Origin of the sequence: Vibrio sp. 1731 (assembly GCF_033339955.1) — a bacterium.
GTDB lineage: Bacteria > Pseudomonadota > Gammaproteobacteria > Enterobacterales > Vibrionaceae > Vibrio > Vibrio alginolyticus.
Map to the genome: position 1 here is coordinate 19,263 of NZ_JAWOVO010000015.1, position 19,915 is coordinate 39,177.

16 protein-coding genes are annotated in these 19,915 nt (G+C 44.6%); 4 read left to right on the forward strand and 12 right to left on the reverse strand.

From position 1 onward, the window contains the following. Positions 1 to 172: 172 nt before the first annotated feature. The gene (gene cra / locus R7035_RS16780) at positions 173 to 1,153 is read left to right on the forward strand and encodes a catabolite repressor/activator (RefSeq protein WP_005376402.1); all 981 of its coding nucleotides are present in this window, start codon (positions 173 to 175) and stop codon (positions 1,151 to 1,153) included. A 17-nt stretch (positions 1,154 to 1,170) separates the two neighbouring features. On the opposite strand, the gene R7035_RS16785 is transcribed toward cra, so the two are convergent. After that, positions 1,171 to 2,124 carry an endonuclease/exonuclease/phosphatase family protein gene (locus tag R7035_RS16785; RefSeq protein ID WP_175413493.1) on the reverse strand — a complete coding sequence of 318 codons (954 nt, stop codon included), beginning with the start codon at positions 2,122 to 2,124 and terminating at the stop codon, positions 1,171 to 1,173. A gap of 226 nt (positions 2,125 to 2,350) precedes the next feature. Here R7035_RS16785 and R7035_RS16790 point away from each other — a divergent pair, with 226 nt between their 5' ends. Beyond that, positions 2,351 to 2,884, forward strand: coding sequence for an RNA-binding S4 domain-containing protein (locus R7035_RS16790; RefSeq protein ID WP_005376400.1), 534 nt, complete (start codon positions 2,351 to 2,353; stop codon positions 2,882 to 2,884). A gap of 106 nt (positions 2,885 to 2,990) precedes the next feature. Here R7035_RS16790 and R7035_RS16795 read toward each other — a convergent pair whose 3' ends face one another. From R7035_RS16795 to R7035_RS16825, 7 genes are all read right to left on the reverse strand, one after another. After that, positions 2,991 to 3,809 carry an EAL domain-containing protein gene (locus R7035_RS16795; protein WP_005376399.1) on the reverse strand — a complete coding sequence of 273 codons (819 nt, stop codon included), beginning with the start codon at positions 3,807 to 3,809 and terminating at the stop codon, positions 2,991 to 2,993. A gap of 92 nt (positions 3,810 to 3,901) precedes the next feature. After that, a complete protein-coding gene (locus tag R7035_RS16800) occupies positions 3,902 to 4,822 on the reverse strand; it encodes an amino acid ABC transporter permease (protein WP_104980647.1) in 921 nt (306 codons plus the stop codon). 81 nt (positions 4,823 to 4,903) lie between these two features. Then, a complete protein-coding gene (locus R7035_RS16805; protein WP_213893433.1) occupies positions 4,904 to 5,722 on the reverse strand; it encodes a transporter substrate-binding domain-containing protein in 819 nt (272 codons plus the stop codon). A 9-nt stretch (positions 5,723 to 5,731) separates the two neighbouring features. Continuing rightward, complete coding sequence (locus R7035_RS16810) at positions 5,732 to 6,529, reverse strand: amino acid ABC transporter permease (protein WP_256900949.1); 798 nt, start codon at positions 6,527 to 6,529, stop codon at positions 5,732 to 5,734. Continuing rightward, positions 6,529 to 7,263, reverse strand: coding sequence for an amino acid ABC transporter ATP-binding protein (locus tag R7035_RS16815; RefSeq protein ID WP_005376395.1), 735 nt, complete (start codon positions 7,261 to 7,263; stop codon positions 6,529 to 6,531). The genes R7035_RS16810 and R7035_RS16815 overlap by 1 nt, the downstream gene beginning before the upstream one ends. Before the next feature lie 169 nt (positions 7,264 to 7,432). Further along, on the reverse strand, positions 7,433 to 8,089 hold the full coding sequence (locus R7035_RS16820; protein WP_005376394.1) for a lysoplasmalogenase: 657 nt from the start codon (positions 8,087 to 8,089) through the stop codon (positions 7,433 to 7,435). Positions 8,090 to 8,383: 294 nt separating this feature from the next. Beyond that, positions 8,384 to 9,532, reverse strand: coding sequence for an iron-containing alcohol dehydrogenase (locus R7035_RS16825; RefSeq protein WP_005376393.1), 1,149 nt, complete (start codon positions 9,530 to 9,532; stop codon positions 8,384 to 8,386). Positions 9,533 to 9,738: 206 nt separating this feature from the next. On the opposite strand from R7035_RS16825, the gene R7035_RS16830 reads away from it, so the two are divergent. Further along, the gene (locus R7035_RS16830) at positions 9,739 to 10,620 is read left to right on the forward strand and encodes an AraC family transcriptional regulator (protein ID WP_136977118.1); all 882 of its coding nucleotides are present in this window, start codon (positions 9,739 to 9,741) and stop codon (positions 10,618 to 10,620) included. Between the two features lie 277 nt (positions 10,621 to 10,897). Further along, a complete protein-coding gene (locus R7035_RS16835; protein ID WP_262651255.1) occupies positions 10,898 to 14,059 on the forward strand; it encodes a chitinase C-terminal domain-containing protein in 3,162 nt (1,053 codons plus the stop codon). 97 nt (positions 14,060 to 14,156) lie between these two features. On the opposite strand, the gene glgC is transcribed toward R7035_RS16835, so the two are convergent. The 4 genes from glgC to R7035_RS16855 form a co-directional block, all read right to left on the reverse strand. Further along, positions 14,157 to 15,374: a glucose-1-phosphate adenylyltransferase gene (gene glgC / locus R7035_RS16840; RefSeq protein ID WP_262651257.1), complete on the reverse strand. Its 1,218-nt coding sequence runs from the start codon at positions 15,372 to 15,374 to the stop codon at positions 14,157 to 14,159. Between the two features lie 538 nt (positions 15,375 to 15,912). Continuing rightward, positions 15,913 to 17,661, reverse strand: coding sequence for a formate--tetrahydrofolate ligase (locus tag R7035_RS16845; protein WP_262651259.1), 1,749 nt, complete (start codon positions 17,659 to 17,661; stop codon positions 15,913 to 15,915). Positions 17,662 to 17,895: 234 nt separating this feature from the next. Then, complete coding sequence (locus tag R7035_RS16850) at positions 17,896 to 19,200, reverse strand: inosine/guanosine kinase (protein ID WP_005376376.1); 1,305 nt, start codon at positions 19,198 to 19,200, stop codon at positions 17,896 to 17,898. A 233-nt stretch (positions 19,201 to 19,433) separates the two neighbouring features. Further along, positions 19,434 to 19,904 (reverse strand): CreA family protein, encoded by a 471-nt coding sequence (locus R7035_RS16855; protein ID WP_005397614.1) that lies wholly within the window; start codon positions 19,902 to 19,904, stop codon positions 19,434 to 19,436. Between the last annotated feature and the right edge of the window lie 11 nt (positions 19,905 to 19,915).

The following is a 19,915-nucleotide window of genomic DNA, read 5'->3' on the forward strand; positions in this document are numbered from 1 at the left end:
TATAGCCTAGCTCACAAATTGGTTTGTTGCGTGTTCGGGTGATTTACGTCAATTTTTAAGTTTTGCTGAATCCTTTCAGCTTTTATACTGAATCGGTTCAGCTTATAATTCAACTTATCGAAAGATCGTTGATGTATTAATATGATCGCGCGCACAGAATAAGGTTTAGAATATGACACTGGATGAAATAGCCAAATTAGCGGGTGTTTCTAAGACAACTGCAAGCTATGTGATTAACGGAAAAGCGCAGAAATACCGCATCAGCGAGAAGACTCAGAAAAAGGTGATGGCCGTTGTAGATGAGTACAATTATAAGCCAGATCATGCGGCGTCTTCCTTGCGGGCAGGTAATTCACGCTCATTTGGGCTTATCATCCCAGACTTAGAGAACACCAGTTATGCGCGTCTTGCAAAGCTGATAGAGCAGAACTCTCGGAAAGCGGGGTACCAAATTTTGATTGGCTGCTCTGATGATGATCCTGATACAGAGCAAAAGGTGGCGGAAGCATTAGTCAGTCGTCGCATTGATGCGTTGTTTGTGGCAAGTGGTATGCCCACTGCAAACGAGTATTACCTTAAGTTGCAAAATTCTGGTACGCCAGTTATCGCGCTAGACCGTCCAATGGATGATGAGCACTTTTGTTGTGTCATCAGCGAAGATTTTGATGCCGCACTTGAACTCACTCAGTCAGTACTGTCAGAGGATATTAAGTCCATTGGCTTAATCGGTGCATTGCAAGATCTTCAAGTCTCAAAAGAGCGTGAGCTCGGTTTTCTATCTGCTTCTCAACAAGGTGGCAAAACGGCAACAGTGGGTTATGGACAACACTTCTCCCGGGAAGAAGGCAAGAAAGTCTTAGAGAGATGGTTAATAGAGAACGCATTGCCAGATGCCATTGTTACAACGTCATACACACTGTTAGAAGGTGTGTTGGATGTAATGCTAGAAAAACCAGAACTGATGGGAAAGGTGCGTTTAGCGACATTTGGTGATAATCGACTGCTGGACTTCTTGCCTGTGAAAATCAACTCTTTGCCTCAACAGTTTGAGTTGATCGCGGACAGCGCAATGGAGTTAGCACTCAACGCTTCCGCCAAGCGTTACAAGCCTGGCGTAGAACTTATCCCGCGTAAAATTGTGAAACGTCACTAAGTAACTAAATAGGTTGCTCAAAGCTTTACTTCAGCCGTCAGCGCCACAAATGCGTGGTCGCTGGCGTTTTTATCTCTGTCATAAATCGGGTTGATCAGATGTTGGTTAGACACCTGATAGTCAACAACCTCGGCAACCGATATATCTGATAAGGTGTCAAACTCTTGTGAGAGCAAGATATAGTCGAGTACATTCCCAGTGGAAAAATGATAGTGCGTGGCTGGGCGTTCATCCTTCAGGGTGTCACTTTGCAATAACCAACCATCTTTGAGTTGTAATTCAGTGACGCAGTCACCAGTGTTGGATACCAATGAGCTGTTAACGCTGATAGGAGTGATAGGTTGATTCATATCGCCCATTAACACTGTCGGCATTGGTTCTTTTCGATACCTCTTTTGCATCGCGTCTCTTAACATCGCTGCTTCCCAGCCTCTTTGCTGGGTGGATAACCAGCGCCCAATAATCGTGCTAGACGTTTCTGGTTGTTCTGAGTCGGCTGGGCGTTGAGATTTCAGGTGCGTTACGTAAACGGCGATATGACCAAGTACAGGATGTATTACTTGGGCATAGATAGGTTTGCGACTGAACTCTGGAACAACACTTACTCCAAAAGGCTCAAGCGTTGCTAAGTCAAACTCTACCGCTTGTACTTTTTCTATTGGAAACCGAGATGCGATTGCCACAACAGGGCTTGAGTAAATGTACTCATCCTCAACATGTGGGGTGTCAACGGTCGCAAAGTAGGGGTAGCCGATGGTTGAAAAAAATGTCTGGGTCTTCTCGATACTGAACACTTCTTGTAAACCAATCACGTCGCCTTCCAGTTTTTCAACTTGACGTTGCGTCCACGAAAGTTTGTCTCGCCATTGCTCTAACGAGTATATGTTCTCGAAATCATAGTAGGCGTTAGGCGGTGCGACAAAATTAAACAAGTTCGCAGTGACAAAGGTAATTCTACTTGGTTGAGACAAAGTATTCGCTCTTTTCAACAATAACTTAGAGAGTATATACCTTCAGGTTGCGTAATTGCAGCTTCGTTTGAGCTACGCATCGGTATACAAGCTAACGAGCGACAAGTTAAATGGGTTAAGAGGTGCTCAAATGCCAAGGCGAATCGGTGATTGAACATCGCCAGAGGTTTCTATTTTTAAGCATTGCGTTTAAACTTCAGGGCATCAAATAGTAAGAGTAAGTAACATGACCCAAGATTACGACCACGAAGAGTATTTAGAAGGCGAAGAGATTGAGATCGAAGCGATTGGCATCGATGTTGATGCGCATCCAATCGAACTGTACAAGCTTTTTAAAATCGCAAACTTGGTCAGCGGTGGCGGCGAAGCAAAACATATCATCGAGGAAGGCTACGTCGCGGTGAATGGTGAACTAGAAACACGTAAGCGCCGCAAGATGTATGATGGTGACTTTTTCGAGTTTAACCAGGAATATTATGTTGTGGTTTGCGATGCGCCAGTAACCGAACCTGAAACGGCAGAGCAAAAAGCAGAAAAGAAAGCGAAAAAAGAAGCGCAGTCTTCTCGTAAAGATAAGTCTCGTCAAAGTAAGTCACCTAAAGCCTCTGGGCCTAAATCAACAGGCCGCAAAGCGGCACATAAAGAGCGTAAAGCGCAGAAAGAAGCGTTGTCTCAGTCTGCTAAGAAAGGCAAAAAAGAAGACAAACCACAAGCCACTCGTGATCCGAAGAGCGGTCGTAATTCTATTGATTTTTTCTAGGGAAATGAACGCTTAACTAAATAAGTGACATCTGAGTAAAACTAAAAAGCGCCGAGCATATTATATCGGCGCTTTTTTGGTTTCACTGTGCTGTAAGTGGGCAGTGTTAATGCACTGTCGTCTCGATGTTTAGGCTATCTGTCCAGTGATGAATGGCGCAAGGCTTTCCTAAGTAAAAGCCTTGGTAATAATCCAAATTAAGTTGATACATAGCTTGTAGCTGCACGTCTTCTTCAACCCCTTCTATAATGACTTTTGCTCCCATATGATCCGCTAGATCAACGGCGCTATGTATGGAAAAGGTTTCTCCGGCGCAGTAGTCTAGCAAATAGGAACGATCGATTTTGATGATGTCAGGGCAGAGCTGCTGAACACGTGCGATATCAGAATGTTGGGCGCCAAAATCATCGATAGCAAAGATAAAACCATTCGCTTTCATTAACTGTACGGCTTTGATTAATAAATCCGTATTTCCGCATGACTCTTCGACTACTTCAAAAACTACGTCTGATGGGCTCATACCAAGTTCGGAAAGGCGTTTGTAAAGCAGGCCGTTATCTTTAAAGCCCATGTCTTTGGTTAGCGTGAGTAGCGTTTGAGGCATGACGTTAAGAAACAGTTTGATCGGTGTCCCTGCGAAATAGCGTGCAAAATTTCGAATGTGCATTGCTCTGGATAAAAACTCTACACATAAGCGAAAGTAGGGATCAAGAGCATTATTGGCCAGAAACACGTCAGGACGAATTAGGGAACCATCAATGCCACGAATACGCAGTAAGGCTTCCATACCAATAATACGTTGGCGTCTATCAAAAATTGGCTGATAAACACTGTGAAAAGTGAATTGATTGAGAACTACGTAATATTCACCAAGATTATCTTGTTTTATGTATCGCTCGTAGTCGGATTGATTCTTTAACTCCATGAAAAACGCCGAAAATTTAGCATCTTGCCAATGTAACAGGGTGCAATTCTGATTTGAAGAATCAAATGTGCCTAATTACATATGCGGTTGAGTTAATTTGAAATGGCTTCCGATTTTGCTTCAATATGGCGGAAAATAAGTGACAGACCAAAACAGATTAAGAAGTAAGCAAGGCCGACAATCAACCAGATTTCAAATATATACCCTGATGAATTTGCCATCTCTGTCCCAACAAACGTCATTTCTTGTATCGAAATCAGTGAAACAATAGAGGTGTCTTTCACCAAAGAGATTGTTTGACCGGCAAGTGCAGGTGTTATTGATTTAAGCACCTGTGGCGCGATAACAAATCGGTATTTCACCCATCGAGACAAGCCCAATGAGTCAGCCGCTTCCCACTGACCTTGGTCGATACTTTGTAAACCACCGCGCACAACTTCTGCAATGTAGGCAGAAGAGAGTAAGCCGACGCATAATACGCCAGAGGCAAGGTTTTCCCAAAGGTTTGAAGGCCCAAACAGAAAGCGCTGTAGTGCATTTGGTTCGCCGTTGTAGTTTCGTAGAAGATCTTCCAAACCGAGTAACGGGATCAATTGGTTAGAAATGAAAAAGTAGAAAATAAAAACAAACACCAACGGAGGGATGTTTCTCACTAACTGGATAAACGCATTGGCAGGTGTGCGCAACCAAACGGAACGAGAGAAGCGTGCTAAGCCTAACAAAGTGCCAAACACTAATGCGAAGCTGATGCCCCAAATACTGAGCCTTAACGTCGAAATCAAACCTTGGAAGAAGTAGGGCAAACCACCATCTGCTCTAGGCGTGAAAAGTAATTCAAGCGCCTCTTTCCACTGCCACAAATAATGCACACCAACAGCGGACCGATGGTACAGCCAAACACCACTGATACCGCACATAACAAGTAGTACCCAGTCTAGTGTGTTTAATTGCGGTAAAAGGTAGCCTGTGCTGGATTTCGCGGGTGCTGTGCGAGTGGTAGTGTGTTCGCCCAAAAATTTGACTCCGATAAGTTATGGAAAAGTAAAATGGATGATTGGAGAGTATAGGCTCGCGGCGTCCACGAGCCATTTAGATTACTGGCCTTGCGCGACTTGATCTTGCCAATCTAATGTCGAGAACCAGTATTCATAACGTTGTTTTAACCATCCATCTTGGGTTCTTGTTTCAATCCATTTATTGAAAAAGGCCTTTTTATCTTCTTCCCCCAAGCGAACTGCAAAGGCTTCGTTACCTTGTGATAGTCGCTCAGAGAATGGAAGGAATAGTTTGTCGCTGTGTTTCACTGTCTCATGTTCTGGTTTTGGGCTAGAAGCAATGACCGCGTGGGCGTTACCATTCAGCACCTCTTGGAACGCTTGCGCGTCGTCATCAAATTGCAGGATCTTCGCTTTCGGGAAGGTTTCTCTGGCTACTTGAACGGTGAATGCGCCGCGACGAGCCGCAATTTTTACGCGTCGTGAGTCAAAATCCGAAAATTCGCTAAAACCAGAGGCGAGTTCTTTGTTTGCTGCTACTTGAACGCCTGAGTGCGAGTAGGGCTCAGTAAACAAGACGCTTCTGGAACGCTCAGGCGTAACCGACATGCCACCGATGATCACGTCGAACTTTTTCGCCAGTAGTGCGGGAATAATGCCATCCCACGCAGTCGGTACGAATTCCACTTTCAAACCTGAATCTTCTGCTAAGCGTTTGGCAACATCGATTTCAAAACCGATTAACTCGCCTTGCTTGTTACGCATTGCCCAAGGTACAAATGTTGACATACCAACGCGCAAAGTGCCTCGTTCTTTGATTTGATCTACATTGGGTGTGGCGACATCTTCTTTCGCGATTGTAGGCATAGCTATGGCTAGCCCTAATAATGCAGTAATGGTCGCTTTGAATAACTTCATGTTATCTCCTTATAATTTGCGCCAACTGGCTCCGAGTTTGTGTTCTAGCCATGCAGACAAGCCAGAAAGTGACAGAGTGAGAGCAAGATAAATTGCTGCCACGGTAAACCAAATTTCGAACGGCATCGCCGTCTCTGAGACGATGTTGCGTGCCTGTGTCGTTAGATCAAAAATCGCCATCACGCTTACAATGGAAGAGTTTTTGATCAAAGAAACCACTTCATTGGTTAATGGCGGTAATGTGCGCTGTAAAACCTGAGGCAAAATCACGTCTTTGTAGGTGTAAAACGGTGATAGTCCGAGAGTTTGTGCTGCTTCGAATTGCCCTTTAGGAATACTGTTTAAACCTGCACGGAATATTTCCGCGGTGTAGGCACCTTGGAAAAGGGATAATGCCAAAACGGCGGTGCTGAATCGGTCCAAACCAATCACGGGGCCAAACACGAAGTAGAGTAAATAGATTTGCACCAACAACGGCGTGTTACGTATTACTTCGACATAAGTGGTACCAATAACATTGCCGACTTTCGAATCGCTAAGCCTTAGTAACGCGGTGACCAACCCCAACACTAAGGTAAAAAATAGACTAATAGCAGAGGTGTTAAGCGTGACCAATAGCCCATCAATAAGTTCTGCCGGCCACCATTCGCCATCTTCATAAAAAGCGATGTAATCAGGTACGCGCTCCCATTGCCATTGATAGCCCATAGCGTCGGCACCAGAGTCCAACACCCACACAATCGCTATGAAGAGGAGCGTCATTTGCAGTAAAGCTTGAAGGACAGGTTTGATTACGCGAACTATCATCAGTAACTTAAAATTTGGTTCAAAAATGCTTGGGTGCGTGGATGCTGTGGTGTCTCAAATAAGGCGACTGGAGAGTTCATTTCCAAGATTTGGCCTTCATCCATAAATACCACGCGGTTCGCTACTTTTTTGGCAAATCCCATTTCATGCGTGACGCAAATCATCGTCATTCCGCTTTGAGCCAGCTCAACCATGACATCCAACACTTCGTTGATCATTTCCGGATCAAGCGCTGAAGTTGGCTCGTCAAACAGGAGTAAATCCGGTTCCATACACAAGGAGCGGGCAATCGCGACGCGTTGCTGCTGACCGCCAGAAAGCTGGATAGGATACTTACTCGCTTGCTCTTCAATATTGACTCGCTTTAGGTAATGTTTTGCGCGTTTTTCAGCTTCTTGTTTTGATAATTTGAGTGTGCGAATCGGCGCTAAGGTGAGGTTTTCCAGTACAGTCAAGTGAGGAAAAAGGTGAAAGTGTTGGAACACCATGCCGATTTTACCGGGCTTGAGAGATTTTGCGTGAGAAGGCTGGTCGAACACATGAAGCTGGCCTTCTTGAATCGATTCAAGATGGTTGATGCAACGAATGAGCGTTGATTTTCCGGAACCTGAAGGGCCACACACCACGACGATCTCGCCAGAATGCACGGAGAAGTTGATGTCTTTTAGAGCGTGGTAATCGCCATACCACTTATTTACGTCGCTAAACTCAACGACGGGAGTATTCTCTTTCAAAGGGGCACGCTATAACGGAAAAATATCCTTTTACAATAGCAAGTTGTGCGCGTAATTTCATTAAGAATAAGCTAATGTTTAGGCGATGATTTTAAGACTCTATTCAGATCGCTTACAAGATACATCCATGTTTCTTTAATGTTGGTGCAGTCTAGAGTCTAGAGTATGACTAACTCAGTTCAACGAGATACGGATAACGAACAACAATCGCAACAACAGACATAACCATTAGTGTCTGTGCAGAATAGTAGGTCACCATGACAACTTGTCGTGAAAATATTGACCGTCCTCCAAAGCGTTCGAAAGCCAATACGATGCCAGAGATAATAAAGATAAAGCTTCCGAGCACTGCAAAAGAGGAGGATTGTGTTTTCCCACTCAAATAATACTCGATCGAAGCCCAGCACATAGTCATCAGTACCAATATATAACTAGCAACTGGCCGTTTTTCTTTACCGAGATCCGGTCGGAACAACCAGTAGACGCATATACCGAGTCCGAACAAGGCAATTGGGAGCCAAGGTGTAAAATGCCACGCTGACATGATGGCAAAACCATAACTATAGGAGAGATGGGCAGAGCAAAAGAGCACTAATCCTGTAATGAACTTGTCTCTAGGGAGCATTAATAACACGTCACCAAGCAACGAGAGCGATAAGCCAATCAAAATCCAATGCGCATATGGCATTGGGTAAGCCGGGGACTGAATTAAAATACCAAGCATACAGAGCACTGGTAATGGTTTAGAAACGTAAAAGAGCCATTTAGAGCCTTTACGGATACTGATGATATGTATGAATGCTAATACGACAACAACTAGCCACATAAAGTGTTTTCTCGAACAGACAAAATTATGTAGTACATCACTACAACAAATCAAAACTTAATTAACGAGTTAACTCGTTCTTTGATCTCAATTATTTTTATTTGTGTAAAGCTGGACAGTTGTCTCTTTACTAACCAACACGGCCGATTTTTTGTCTGGAGGGAATCGTTGTTTTTAGAAGCCTCCTCGTTTTGAACGTGATGTGGCTTACAAAATAGCATAAAAAAACGGTATTGTGACTGTTAAGTCACAATACCGTTAAACCCTAGGAAGGGCAGTGAAGAATTGTTGCAGTTATGAGACAGCTAACTCTAAGATTTCTCGGCTACGTTCAAGTGTGATCGCCTGGTTTTCACCTAAAACAGTCATGCCGTGTTTGTTTAGTTGATCAATGATGGCATCGATAGCTTGTTCACGGCTCTCACCATAGTTTTCGAGCTTAGTTGCGACATCAAGTTGATGATAAAACGCTTCGATAGCTTCGATTGTGCGCTCTGCTAAATCCTCACCTGCTTCAAGAGCAAATACGTTGCGACCCATTTGTTCTAACTTAGGGCGCTTAAACTGCATTTGGTTACGAAGTAACGATGGTTGGACAATTGCAAGAGAACGCGCATGATCAACGCCCCATAGAGCGGTTAATTCATGGCCGATCATATGTGTCGCCCAGTCTTGTGGAACGCCACTACCAATTAACCCATTCAATGCTTGGTTAGCAGACCACATTAAGTTTGCGCGCCACATATCGTCGTCTCGTTCCGCAAACTGTTCTCCGAGTGTTTTTAAAGTTTTCAGCAGTGTTTCTGCGTAACCATCTTGAACCATTGCACCGGTAGGAAGCGTCAAGTATTGCTCACATACGTGCACCCATGCGTCAACAATGCCGTTGATAAGCTGGCGTTCTGGCAGTGTTTTCATTACATCTGGGTCTAACACGGCAAATTTTGGCTGCACTGCTGGAGACATGAACGGAAGTTTGTCTTGAGTTTCTTTTTTAGTGATAACTGCGCCCATGTTTGACTCTGAGCCTGTTGCTGGCAATGTCAAAATTGCAGCTAGAGGCGTCGCTTCAGTGACTTGGTGCTTACCAATCATGATATCCCAACCATCACCATCATACATTGATGCTGCTGCTACGTATTTGGAGCCATCGATGACTGAACCACCACCTACCGCTAAAATAAAGTCAACGCCATGCTCTTTTACCATTGCGACTGCTTTATCGAGTGTTTCTTTGGTTGGGTTTGGTTCAACACCTGAAAACTCTAGCCATTCATGTCCCTCAAGAGCTTCTGCTACTTGGTCGTACACGCCATTTTTTTTGATGGAGCCACCACCGTATACCACTAAAACTTTTTGGTCGGATGGGATAGCTTCTTTGATTGCTGCGATTTGTTTTTGACCAAAGAAAATCTTGGTTGGGTTTACATAAGAAAAGTTCATTATTAGCCCTCTTGCTTCCAGTGAAGGAGATTGAATACATGCATATTAGTCCTGATTAACGATGGTTAACAGGTCGATTTCTGCAAATAATTTGCCTATTTCTACAAAATTGATGCTCTTGAGCTAGAAAGTTAAAGTCGAGAGGAAGTATAGTGCTCGAAACGATAATAGAGACCAAACTCGTTGGTCATTGATGGAGCGCTCTAATGCACACTCTCGCAGATATCATGCAGCAATATGTTGAAAAGCAGGGGCTGCATGACCTAGAAGGTATGAAGAAAACAGCGATAGATGGCGTATGGTTTTATCGCAGTAGCAAAGGGAATCATCGCCAGCCGTTTGTCTATCAGTCCGGCATCATCGTCTTGGGTCAAGGGCATAAGAACATTCATATTGGTGATACACCAGTGCAATATGGGCCCGATGATTACCTTGTTGTCGGGGTTCCCATGCCACTAGAGTGCGAAGCGTTTGCGACAAACAATGAGCCTTTACTTGGCATTTCGATAGATATTTCGCCAACGCTTCTTCATAAACTCGTTAAAAAATTAGAGGCTGAGAAATTCAGTAATAAGTGTCTGGATGCTACCCGCTGCGGCCTTAAGTCGGTACGTATGAATGAAGGTATGTTGGATGCGTGCAAGCGGTTAATGAAAGCAATGTGTGACGAGCTTGATGTTATCATGCTTGGCGAGCTGCTTCTTGAGGAAATTGTGTATCGTACTTTGGTGAGCAAAGAGGGGTATGTTTTATTTGACCTAGCACATCAAGAAGGTTCTTACGCGAGGGTCGCTAAAGCACTAAATCGCGTGCATCAAGCGTATCACGAACAGTTGAACGTACAAGCATTGGCTGAAGAAGCCAACATGAGTGTGTCTGCTTTCCATCAAGCATTTCGCAATGTCACGCTTGAATCTCCGCTGCAATATATTAAGAAAGTTCGACTTAACAAAGCGCGCGAATTGATCAAGTTAGAGGGGCGACGTGTTAATGATGCAGCGAGAATGGTTGGGTACACGAGCCCATCACAGTTTAGTCGCGAGTACAAGCGGCATTTTAATGAAACGCCAAGGTCAACAAAGGCTTAGTGATCTTTATTTCAAAATGGCGACTTTTTTTACCTTTTTTATTAATTTGCGAGTGACATATTTATTTAAGTTATAAAATTAGTTACTGGTGCCAAATAATAGGTACGTTGTTGCAATCATTTAGTGGATTGTTGCGAGGCGGTGTGGAAAACTCGTAAATAGATAGTGTGAAATCACCAACTTGTACTTAAGTTATTTTACGTCGAAATAAAAGTATAGATGCGCTTCGTTTAGCGCATTTAGTATTGTTTTAACAATAACTTAAGGAAGAGCGATTATGCACCTTAAAAACGGCAACGCAGTGAAAAACGTGTTCACACTAAGCACACTCACCGCTTCTTGTCTTATGGCCTTCAATAGCTACGCAGCAGTTGACTGTGCCCCTCTAGAAACTTGGCAATCATCAAAAGTTTATAACGGTGGCGACCAAGTTCAGCATGAAGGTAATGCTTATAAAGCGCGTTACTGGACGCAAAACAATAATCCAGCGCAATCTGGTGAGTGGGGCGAGTGGGAAACACTTGGCGCTTGTGATGGCACTGGACCGGTTGATCCACCTCAGAATGAAGTCCCGACGGTTACTCTGACATCGCCTTCTGCGTCGGCTTCTGTGACTGCGGGTGATGTTGTTAACCTAGCTGCAGATGCGGCAGATACTGATGGGACTGTTAGCAAAGTAGAGTTCTTTGTTGATGGTGTATTAGTTGGTCAGGCAACGTCTGCGCCGTATGCTGCATCGTGGACAGCAACTGAAGGACAGCACGAGTTCTCTACCAAGGCCTATGACGATGCAGGTGCCGTTAGTACGGCAAGTGTTGTGACGTTAACTGTGGCATCAGCGCAACCTGGTAATGAAGCGCCGACAGTGGATGTCGTGCTTTCTGCGAACTCTATTGACCTGGGTGGTTCCGTAACACTGACTGCAAATGCTACGGATGCGGATGGTACCGTTGCTAAAGTTGATTTTTATGTTGCAGGTGTGCTTGCTGGCACTGCTACAACAGCGCCATACACGCTGGATGTAACCCCTTCACAAGCTGGCTCATTAAGTGTTTATGCGAAAGCAACCGATGATGCTGGAGCAACAGCAGATTCTGCACTTGCAACGTTAACGGTAAACGGCGGCGCAGTGACATCTAATTGTCGTCCTGATGGTCTTTATCAAACAACGGGTGTAGATGTTCCTTACTGTTCTATTTATGACGAAGAAGGCCGTGAGAAAATGGGGGCTGATCACCCACGTCGTGTAATCGGCTACTTCACCAGTTGGCGAGCAGGTGACGACCCACAATCGACTTACCTTGTTAAAGACATTCCTTGGGAACAACTTACTCACATTAACTACGCGTTTGTGAGCATTGGTTCTGACGGCAAAGTAAACGTTGGCGACGTTAATGATCCTAACAACCCTGCTACAGGTAAAACTTGGCCAGGCGTTGAGGTAGATCCTGCTCTTGGTTTTAAAGGTCATTTTGGTGCACTAGCAACTTACAAGCAAAAACATGATGTTAAAACGCTAATCTCGATTGGTGGTTGGGCTGAAACGGGCGGTCACTTCGATACGAACGGCGATCGTGTAGCTGATGGTGGCTTCTACACCATGACGACGAATGCGGACGGTTCTATTAATCATGCTGGTATTGAGAAATTCGCAACTTCAGCCGTTGAAATGATGCGTCAGTACAAGTTCGATGGCCTGGATATCGACTATGAATACCCGACGTCAATGGCTGGTGCTGGTAACCCTTACGACAAAGACTTCATGGAACCACGTCGTCAGTATTTATGGGCGTCTTACCAAGAGCTGATGAAAGTATTGCGTGAGAAACTTGATGTGGCATCCGCGCAAGATGGTATTCATTATATGCTGACTATCGCAGCACCATCTTCAGGTTACTTGCTACGTGGGATGGAAACCTTCGATGTAACTAAGTACCTAGACTACGTAAACATCATGTCTTACGACTTGCATGGGGCTTGGAATGATCACGTTGGTCATAACGCGGCTTTATTCGATACAGGTAAAGACTCTGAGCTAGCGCAGTGGAACGTATACGGCACTGCTGCATACGGTGGTATCGGTTACTTGAACACAGACTGGGCTTACCATTACTTCCGTGGTTCTATGCCAGCAGGTCGTATCAACATTGGTGTTCCTTACTACACCCGTGGTTGGCAAGGTGTTACTGGTGGCGAAAATGGCCTTTGGGGCCGAGCGGCACTACCAAACCAAGCAGAGTGCCAACCGGGCACAGGTGAAGGTGAGAAGAACAACTGTGGTCACGGTGCTATTGGTATCGACAACATGTGGCATGATACCGACCCTAAAGGAAACGAAATGGGCGCTGGTTCTAACCCAATGTGGCATGCTAAGAACCTAGAAAACGGTATTTGGGGCTCTTACGCAGCTGCTTACGGTCTCGACCCTGTCAACGATCCTTCAGATAAGTTTGTTGGTACTTATACCCGTCATTACGATAGCGTTGCTGTGGCACCTTGGTTGTGGAACGCAGAGAAGAGCGTATTCCTATCTACGGAAGATAAAGCTTCTATCGAGGTGAAAGCCGATTACGTTATCGATAAAGAGATCGGCGGTATCATGTTCTGGGAACTAGCCGGTGATTACAACTGTTACGTACTGGATGCAAATGGTAATCGTACGGCAGTAGATGCAACTGAACAAGCTTGTGCGGCGGGTAATGGTGAATACCACATGGGTAACACTATGACCAAAGCTATCTACGACAAGTTTAAGTCTGCGACGCCTTACGGCAACAAAGTAGCGACTGGCCCAACACCAACTGAAGCAGTAGACATTACTGTTAGTGTTGGCGGCTTCAAAGTTGGCGACCAAAACTACCCAATTAACCCGAAAATCACGTTTACGAACAACACTGGTCAAGCGATCCCTGGCGGTACTGAATTCCAATTCGATATCCCAGTATCTGCACCGGACAACGCGAAAGACCAATCAGGTGGTGGTTTGAAAGTGATTGCTTCTGGACATACTCGAGCAAACAACATTGGTGGCTTAGATGGCGTAATGCACCGTGTGTCGTTCTCTCTACCAGCATGGAAAGACTTGCCAGCGGGCGGCACTTACGAGCTTGATATGGTTTACTACCTACCAATCTCTGGTCCGGCTAACTACTCAGTGATTTCTGGTGGTAAAGAGTTTGCGTTTAAGTTTGAACAGCCAGATCTACCAATTGGTGACCTAAATGCGGGCACGGGTGGTGGTACCACTGAACCAGGTACGTGTGATACGACAGGTTTAGTGACATACCCAGCTCTGCCACAAACGGATTGGGCAGGTAATCCAAGCCACGCTAACCAAGGTGATAAGATCATCCACAACGGTGTGGTTTACCAAGCGAACTGGTGGACAGCGGCTGAACCGGGTACAGATGGTAGCTGGTCAACGGTATGTAACATCTAATTATTATGGATTATTTGTTATAGCCTAATGTTTACAGGCACTTAAACAAAAGCGCACGATGACTATCGTGCGCTTTTTTGTTGTGATAGTTTGTCGTTTAATCGAATTGGTAACTTTCGGGTATGACGACAATACCTTTGTCTGAGATTTTAAATCGCTTCGCATCTTCAAGTTTGTTGATGCCAATTTGAGTATGTGGCGGAATACGAACATGTTTATCAACTATGCAGTTGACCAACTGACTTCCTTCACCAACTTCTACGTCATCAAAAATGATGGAATCGACTACCGTTGCACTATCTTGAATGCGTACATTAGAGGAAATAATGGAGTGCTGTACCGAGCCTCCGGAATTGATGACACCGGTAGCAATGATGGAGTTAATAAAAATGCCTTCATTACCCGTGGCCGACGATACAGTACGAGCTGGTGGAAACTGCGGCTCGTAAGTACGAATCGCCCAATTAGACTGATAAAGGTTCATTGGCGGCACAGGTTCTAGTAGATCCATATTCGCTTCATAGAAGGAATCAATGGTACCCACGTCGCGCCAATAGCAATCTTTATCGACGCGCCCTTTACTTCCACAGAATTGATAAGCGTAAACGGATTCGGTATCAATTAGCTTAGGTATGATGTCTTTTCCGAAGTCATGGCTTGATGAATTGAGTTTTGAGTCGTCTTCGAGTGCTTCTTTTAAAACATCCATATCAAAGATATAGATTCCCATGGAAACGAGGCTTCTGGTTTTGCTTCCTGGAAGGGTAGGTGGGCATTCTGGTTTTTCTATAAATGAAGTAACTAGCCCGTTTTCTGCGGTGCCCATTACACCGAATGCTGAAGCATCCTCTACGGGAACATCCATACAGGCAACGGTGAGCTTAGCACCTTTCTCTTTATGCTCTTCAAGCATTGCGGCGTAGTCCATTCGATAGATATGATCGCCGGATAACACAACCACATACTTTGCATCATTTCGCGATAGCAACCACATGTTGTGATAAATCGCATCGGCGGTTCCTTCATACCATGCACCACCTTTGCGCATTTGTGGTGGAACAGCAGTAATGTACTCGCCTAGCTCTGGATTGAATATCGACCAGCCGTCTCGTAAGTGTTTTTGAAGTGAATGAGATTTATATTGGGTTAAAACAAGGATCTTGCGTAAACCCGAATGTAAACAATTGGTTAGTGTGAAATCTATAATTCTATATTTTCCGCCAAAAGGTACGGCTGGCTTGGTTCTGTCATCGGTGAGTGGGCTGAGTCTAGACCCCATCCCTCCTGCTAAAATTACGGCGAGTGCGTCTTCCATAGTATTCCCTTTCCCTTTTCTGACATGCATCAAAACGGTGCTAACCTGAAGGAGGTGGTATGCAACGCAGAGGTTTTGAAAAGCATGTGCTAATGTGCTTATTAGTGAATAAGTCTACTACAAGAATCGAGCCATAGAATATCTCCTTAAAAATCAAGGAGGTTAAAATTTCACTGTAAGACAACTGCACCATATTAGTGAAGCGCTAAATAGCCCGTGCATCAAATTGGCGCAAAATTGTAGAAAGGAGAAGTCAACAAGTATGGATTTACAATGTAAAGTGGCGACAAAACAAGAAGATAAATAGGTTTTTCTAGCTTAATAACTATGGCTAAACAAGGCTTAGGGTTAGCGTCTTAACTCTAAAGGTCTAAAACAGGCGCGTTGATGTAAGGCAGGAGAGCTTTGTATCAACAATTCAAGAGTAGAAGGCCTGAGACAACTCTTTTCACAGTTGTTGAGAGTGAGTGGATAGGTAAGTAGACCACTCACTCAATGAATATGCTCACTTCACTGATAGCGATACGTTATCACTGCACTAAGAGAGACCGACGATATTTCCTTCATCATCAAGATCTAAGTTCATAAATGCGGGTTTATCAGGTAAGCCTGGCATCGTCATCACGGTACCAGATAATGCATAAACGAATCCTGCGCCCGCACACAAGCGCAGCTCGCGGATTGGGACGGTAAAACCAGTTGGTGCGCCTTTGACTGCGGAGTCTGTGGTTATCGATAGTGGTGTCTTCGCGATGCAAACCGCTAAGTTGTTAAAGCCTAATTGCTCAAAATGTTTGAGCTGTTCAGTCGCGATAGGAGTCATTTCTATATTGGTTGCTCCATAGCCCGCTTCACATACTGCCATGAGCTTTTCGAGTAATGATTGCTCTTTGTTGTATAACGGACAAAACTCTACAGGCGTGGTACACGCATCAATAACATGTTGAGCTAGTTCCGTTGCGCCTTGTCCGCCTTGCGAAAAAGCGGTGCTGATGGCTACTTTAACTTCGGGATTAAATTGGTGAATCAGCTCTTCAAGAGCTTTAAGCTCTTTCACACAATCTTGTGGAAACTGGTTAATGGCAACGACAGCAGGTAAACTGTATTTATGAACGTTATTTATGTGCCATTTTAAATTTTCAAACCCAGCCTCCAATGCTGCTTGGTCCGGATTAAAAATGGAATCTGGAATAGCCATACCTGGGCGTAAATCGTAGTGTCCAGAATTCGCTTTGAGGCCGCGTAATGTTGCTACGATCACTACACAGTCCGGGGCTTTGTTGGCGGCAGCAGCTTTAATGTTACACGCTTTCTCAAATCCCATATCCGAACCAAAACCGGCTTCAGTTACCGTGTAACCTGACAGTTTTAGCGCAATATCGTCCGCGATAATGGATGAATTTCCATGGGCGATGTTTGCAAATGGACCTGCATGGATCAACGTAGGAACACCTTCTAGAGTTTGCATCAGTGTTGGTGCAATCGCCTCTTTTAGTGTTACTGCCATTGCTCCTGCAACTTGTAGATCTTCCGTAGTGACGGGGTTTCCGTTCAAATCGTACGCTACGACAATTTTCCCAATACGTTGACGTAAATCTTTTAAATCTTTGGCTAGTGCAATGATAGCCATCAACTCGGAAGCCGCTGAAATATCGAACCCTTCGTCACGCTCGAAACCATTGATGGTTTTTCCTGCATCATTGAGGCCAATTTTGACTTTACGTAGTGCACGATCATTATGGTCCATCACTCGTTTCCAAGTAATACTTGCCGTGTCGATTTTAAGTGCTCTTAACCCGGTGCGTGATTCAAAGGCATCATAACCCTCGCGTTGCTCATGGAACAAGCGAGCGTCAAGAGCGGCTGAAGCAAGGTTGTGCGCCGCTGTCACTGCGTGAATGTCACCAGTAAGGTGTAAGTTTAACTCTTCCATTGGAGCTACTTGAGAATAACCACCGCCCGCTGCGCCACCTTTAATACCGAAGACGGGTCCCATCGAAGGTTGCCTTATACATGCAATAACAGATTGATTAAGCTTTGCTAAACCTTGCGCCAGTCCTATCGTCGTAACGGTTTTTCCTTCGCCAAGAGGAGTCGGCGTGATCGCAGTGACGAGTACAAGTTTACCGTCATCATTTGCTTTGAGTCGTTCCAAACATTTTGGGTGGACTTTGGCTTTGTGCTTCCCGTGAGTGTCATACTCTTCGGGCAATAGTCCTACTTTTTCCGCGATAACATCAATAGAAGAAAGTGGTGTGTTTCGGCAAATTTCGATATCTGACTGCATGGAGAATCCCCAAAGTGGCACAGGTAGCGTTGAAAAACTACCTGAGTTATAACGAGTATTATTGTGAGGCAAAGGTCTGCTTGGTGATGGTACTGTTTCGGTTAGGCTTGTAAAGAGTTTACTGCTTCGTATTGTGCGACATACTAACGAAATCTACTCGTTATAGTGCTAGATAAAAACAAAAAGGCCACCAAATGGTGACCTTGATATATTTTTAGCTTTAAAGTTGTCGTTTTAACGATCCCAATAAGTCTCTTCTAAGCTATCTTCTCGTTCAGGAAGCGCTCGCGATAGGCGAGGAGAGTGCTGCGTCAACACTTCATAGCTTACTCGGTTTGCGTATTTACAAATCTGAGAAAGTGAGGAGTAGGTTAAGCATCGTACTTCGTGCTTTTCTGAGTTAGGCACTTCTTTTTGGTGAAAAGAGTTTGCTGCCATGTCATGCAGTAAGGCTGAAAGGGCTGCATCACCTGCACCGTTAGTGTTCTTAATCTCTAGTGGTCCACCAAGGTAAGGGCCGATGTGAGAGTAGACCTTCATTGGGTTTTGACAGTCTTCTTTACGCATCGCACGACTAAACTCGTACTGGTTAAAGGCTTCGAGGGAGCTTTCAAGGATGTCGTGTGTGGTTTCTCGTTTTACTTTCTCGTCGGTGTAACCAGCCATGTACAGACCATTTGGTCCTGCTGTACAAAGTACGAGATCAACCCACTCAAGTGCTTTATCAGCAGCAGCTAGCGGCTCTGTTTCACCTGTTAGCGCCGCACCTTCTTCTTCATTCATAGCGACAACAGAAATGTTTTCGCGAATGTATTCTTGCCACCACTGTGCGTTACCTTCGATAACGTACTTTGTCCCTAGCGTAAGTACAACAGGGACATCGTGCTTCTTAGCAAAGTCGATCGCTCTTTGTACCGCTTTAGGCATTGGATCTTCTTCTTTACCACGCATTAGGTAAGAAGAAACAACCAGGGCTGATGCTTTCTCAAAGATCTCTTCAGGAATGCTTTCCGGAAGTAGTTGATTCATATGACCTTCGTTGATAGCAAATGTACGCTCACCGTCTTGAGAAATTAGGGTGTAGCAGCGACCAATAGGGCCATCTACCGTTTGTAAATGGTTAAGGTTCATGCGTGAAGACGTACGGCAAAGGTAGCGGTAAGCAAAAGAACCGACTTGAATGTTCTTAGACATCACACCGAGCAAAACGGATTTGCTATCGGCTAAAACCGAGTAGTTGTGAAGAGTATTGCCAATCGTGTCACCTGGGTATTGGTGTGTGATCAGGCCTTGCTCAACCAGTTCTTCGTAAAGTGCATCTGCTTTGCTTTCTTCAAGAACGAGCGAATGTCCTTTACTCAGGTTGTATTTCTCTAAAAACGCGTCATCTACACGTGCTTCGATATCTACAATGGTTTGACCGACACCAACAATAGTTGGGCGATATAGCTTAGGTGCCTGTCGGATTTGGTTTACTAATGGATCTCGAGCGTGAGTTGGGAAGTAGTGTTTAGATTTACGCTGACCAGGAAACTTCATGCTTGTTCTTGAGTGAGAAAAAAAAGAGGCGGGATTGTATCACAAAAAAATGAAAATCGTGGTGATTTATTACAAAGAAGTCTGCTCGCTGAAAAAATCAGCGAGCTGAGTAAATAGCAACCAAAGCAGCTGCAATTTATGGCGCTTGTCGTATTGCAATGGGTTGTTTTTTAAACTTGTTGCTCAGCAGCGCCCGGAAAGAGCCTGCTCCGCGCTAACTAAATTTACCCGCGTTACTTTTTCACTTCAGTTGGCTCAACGTAAGCCTTGGTACCCCAAAGTGGGACTGTCGAAAGGCTATGCTTAAAACTACCATCGGTCTCTTTTGTTGTATAAGACAAGTAGAGTAAGGTTTGGTTATCGGCATCATAAATACGGCGAACCTTCATTGTTTTGAAGAAAATGCTTTTTGACTTCTTAAATACAATTTCACCGGACTTACTCTTATCTATTTTTGCAATCATTTCCGGTGTGATTTCGCCAGTCTGACGACATGATATTGAGCTATCACTTGGATCTGCTAAGCTGAAATCCGCTTCGATAGAGGCGATGTGACATGTGACACCTGTTACCACCTCGTCTTTCAACTCACCGACTTTGATGTCTTTCAAAGTAAACCAACCGAGCCCCACGTCAGCAACATCGTTATCTGAACAACCAACTAGAGTAGTAGCAAGCAATGCACTTAACAGCATCTTTTTCATTATTTTTGTCC

What these genes read in the sequence shown, in the direction of transcription:
- R7035_RS16810 (WP_256900949.1), bottom strand. Translation starts at nt 6,529, where the DNA reads ATGATAGTTCGCGTAATCAAACCTGTCCTTCAAGCTTTACTGCAAATG.
- cra (WP_005376402.1), top strand. Translation starts at nt 173, where the DNA reads ATGACACTGGATGAAATAGCCAAATTAGCGGGTGTTTCTAAGACAACT.
- R7035_RS16835 (WP_262651255.1), top strand. Translation starts at nt 10,898, where the DNA reads ATGCACCTTAAAAACGGCAACGCAGTGAAAAACGTGTTCACACTAAGC.
- R7035_RS16845 (WP_262651259.1), bottom strand. Translation starts at nt 17,661, where the DNA reads ATGCAGTCAGATATCGAAATTTGCCGAAACACACCACTTTCTTCTATT.
- R7035_RS16850 (WP_005376376.1), bottom strand. Translation starts at nt 19,200, where the DNA reads ATGAAGTTTCCTGGTCAGCGTAAATCTAAACACTACTTCCCAACTCAC.
- R7035_RS16790 (WP_005376400.1), top strand. Translation starts at nt 2,351, where the DNA reads ATGACCCAAGATTACGACCACGAAGAGTATTTAGAAGGCGAAGAGATT.
- R7035_RS16830 (WP_136977118.1), top strand. Translation starts at nt 9,739, where the DNA reads ATGCACACTCTCGCAGATATCATGCAGCAATATGTTGAAAAGCAGGGG.
- R7035_RS16795 (WP_005376399.1), bottom strand. Translation starts at nt 3,809, where the DNA reads ATGGAGTTAAAGAATCAATCCGACTACGAGCGATACATAAAACAAGAT.
- glgC (WP_262651257.1), bottom strand. Translation starts at nt 15,374, where the DNA reads ATGGAAGACGCACTCGCCGTAATTTTAGCAGGAGGGATGGGGTCTAGA.
- R7035_RS16805 (WP_213893433.1), bottom strand. Translation starts at nt 5,722, where the DNA reads ATGAAGTTATTCAAAGCGACCATTACTGCATTATTAGGGCTAGCCATA.
- R7035_RS16825 (WP_005376393.1), bottom strand. Translation starts at nt 9,532, where the DNA reads ATGAACTTTTCTTATGTAAACCCAACCAAGATTTTCTTTGGTCAAAAA.
- R7035_RS16855 (WP_005397614.1), bottom strand. Translation starts at nt 19,904, where the DNA reads ATGAAAAAGATGCTGTTAAGTGCATTGCTTGCTACTACTCTAGTTGGT.
- R7035_RS16820 (WP_005376394.1), bottom strand. Translation starts at nt 8,089, where the DNA reads ATGTGGCTAGTTGTTGTCGTATTAGCATTCATACATATCATCAGTATC.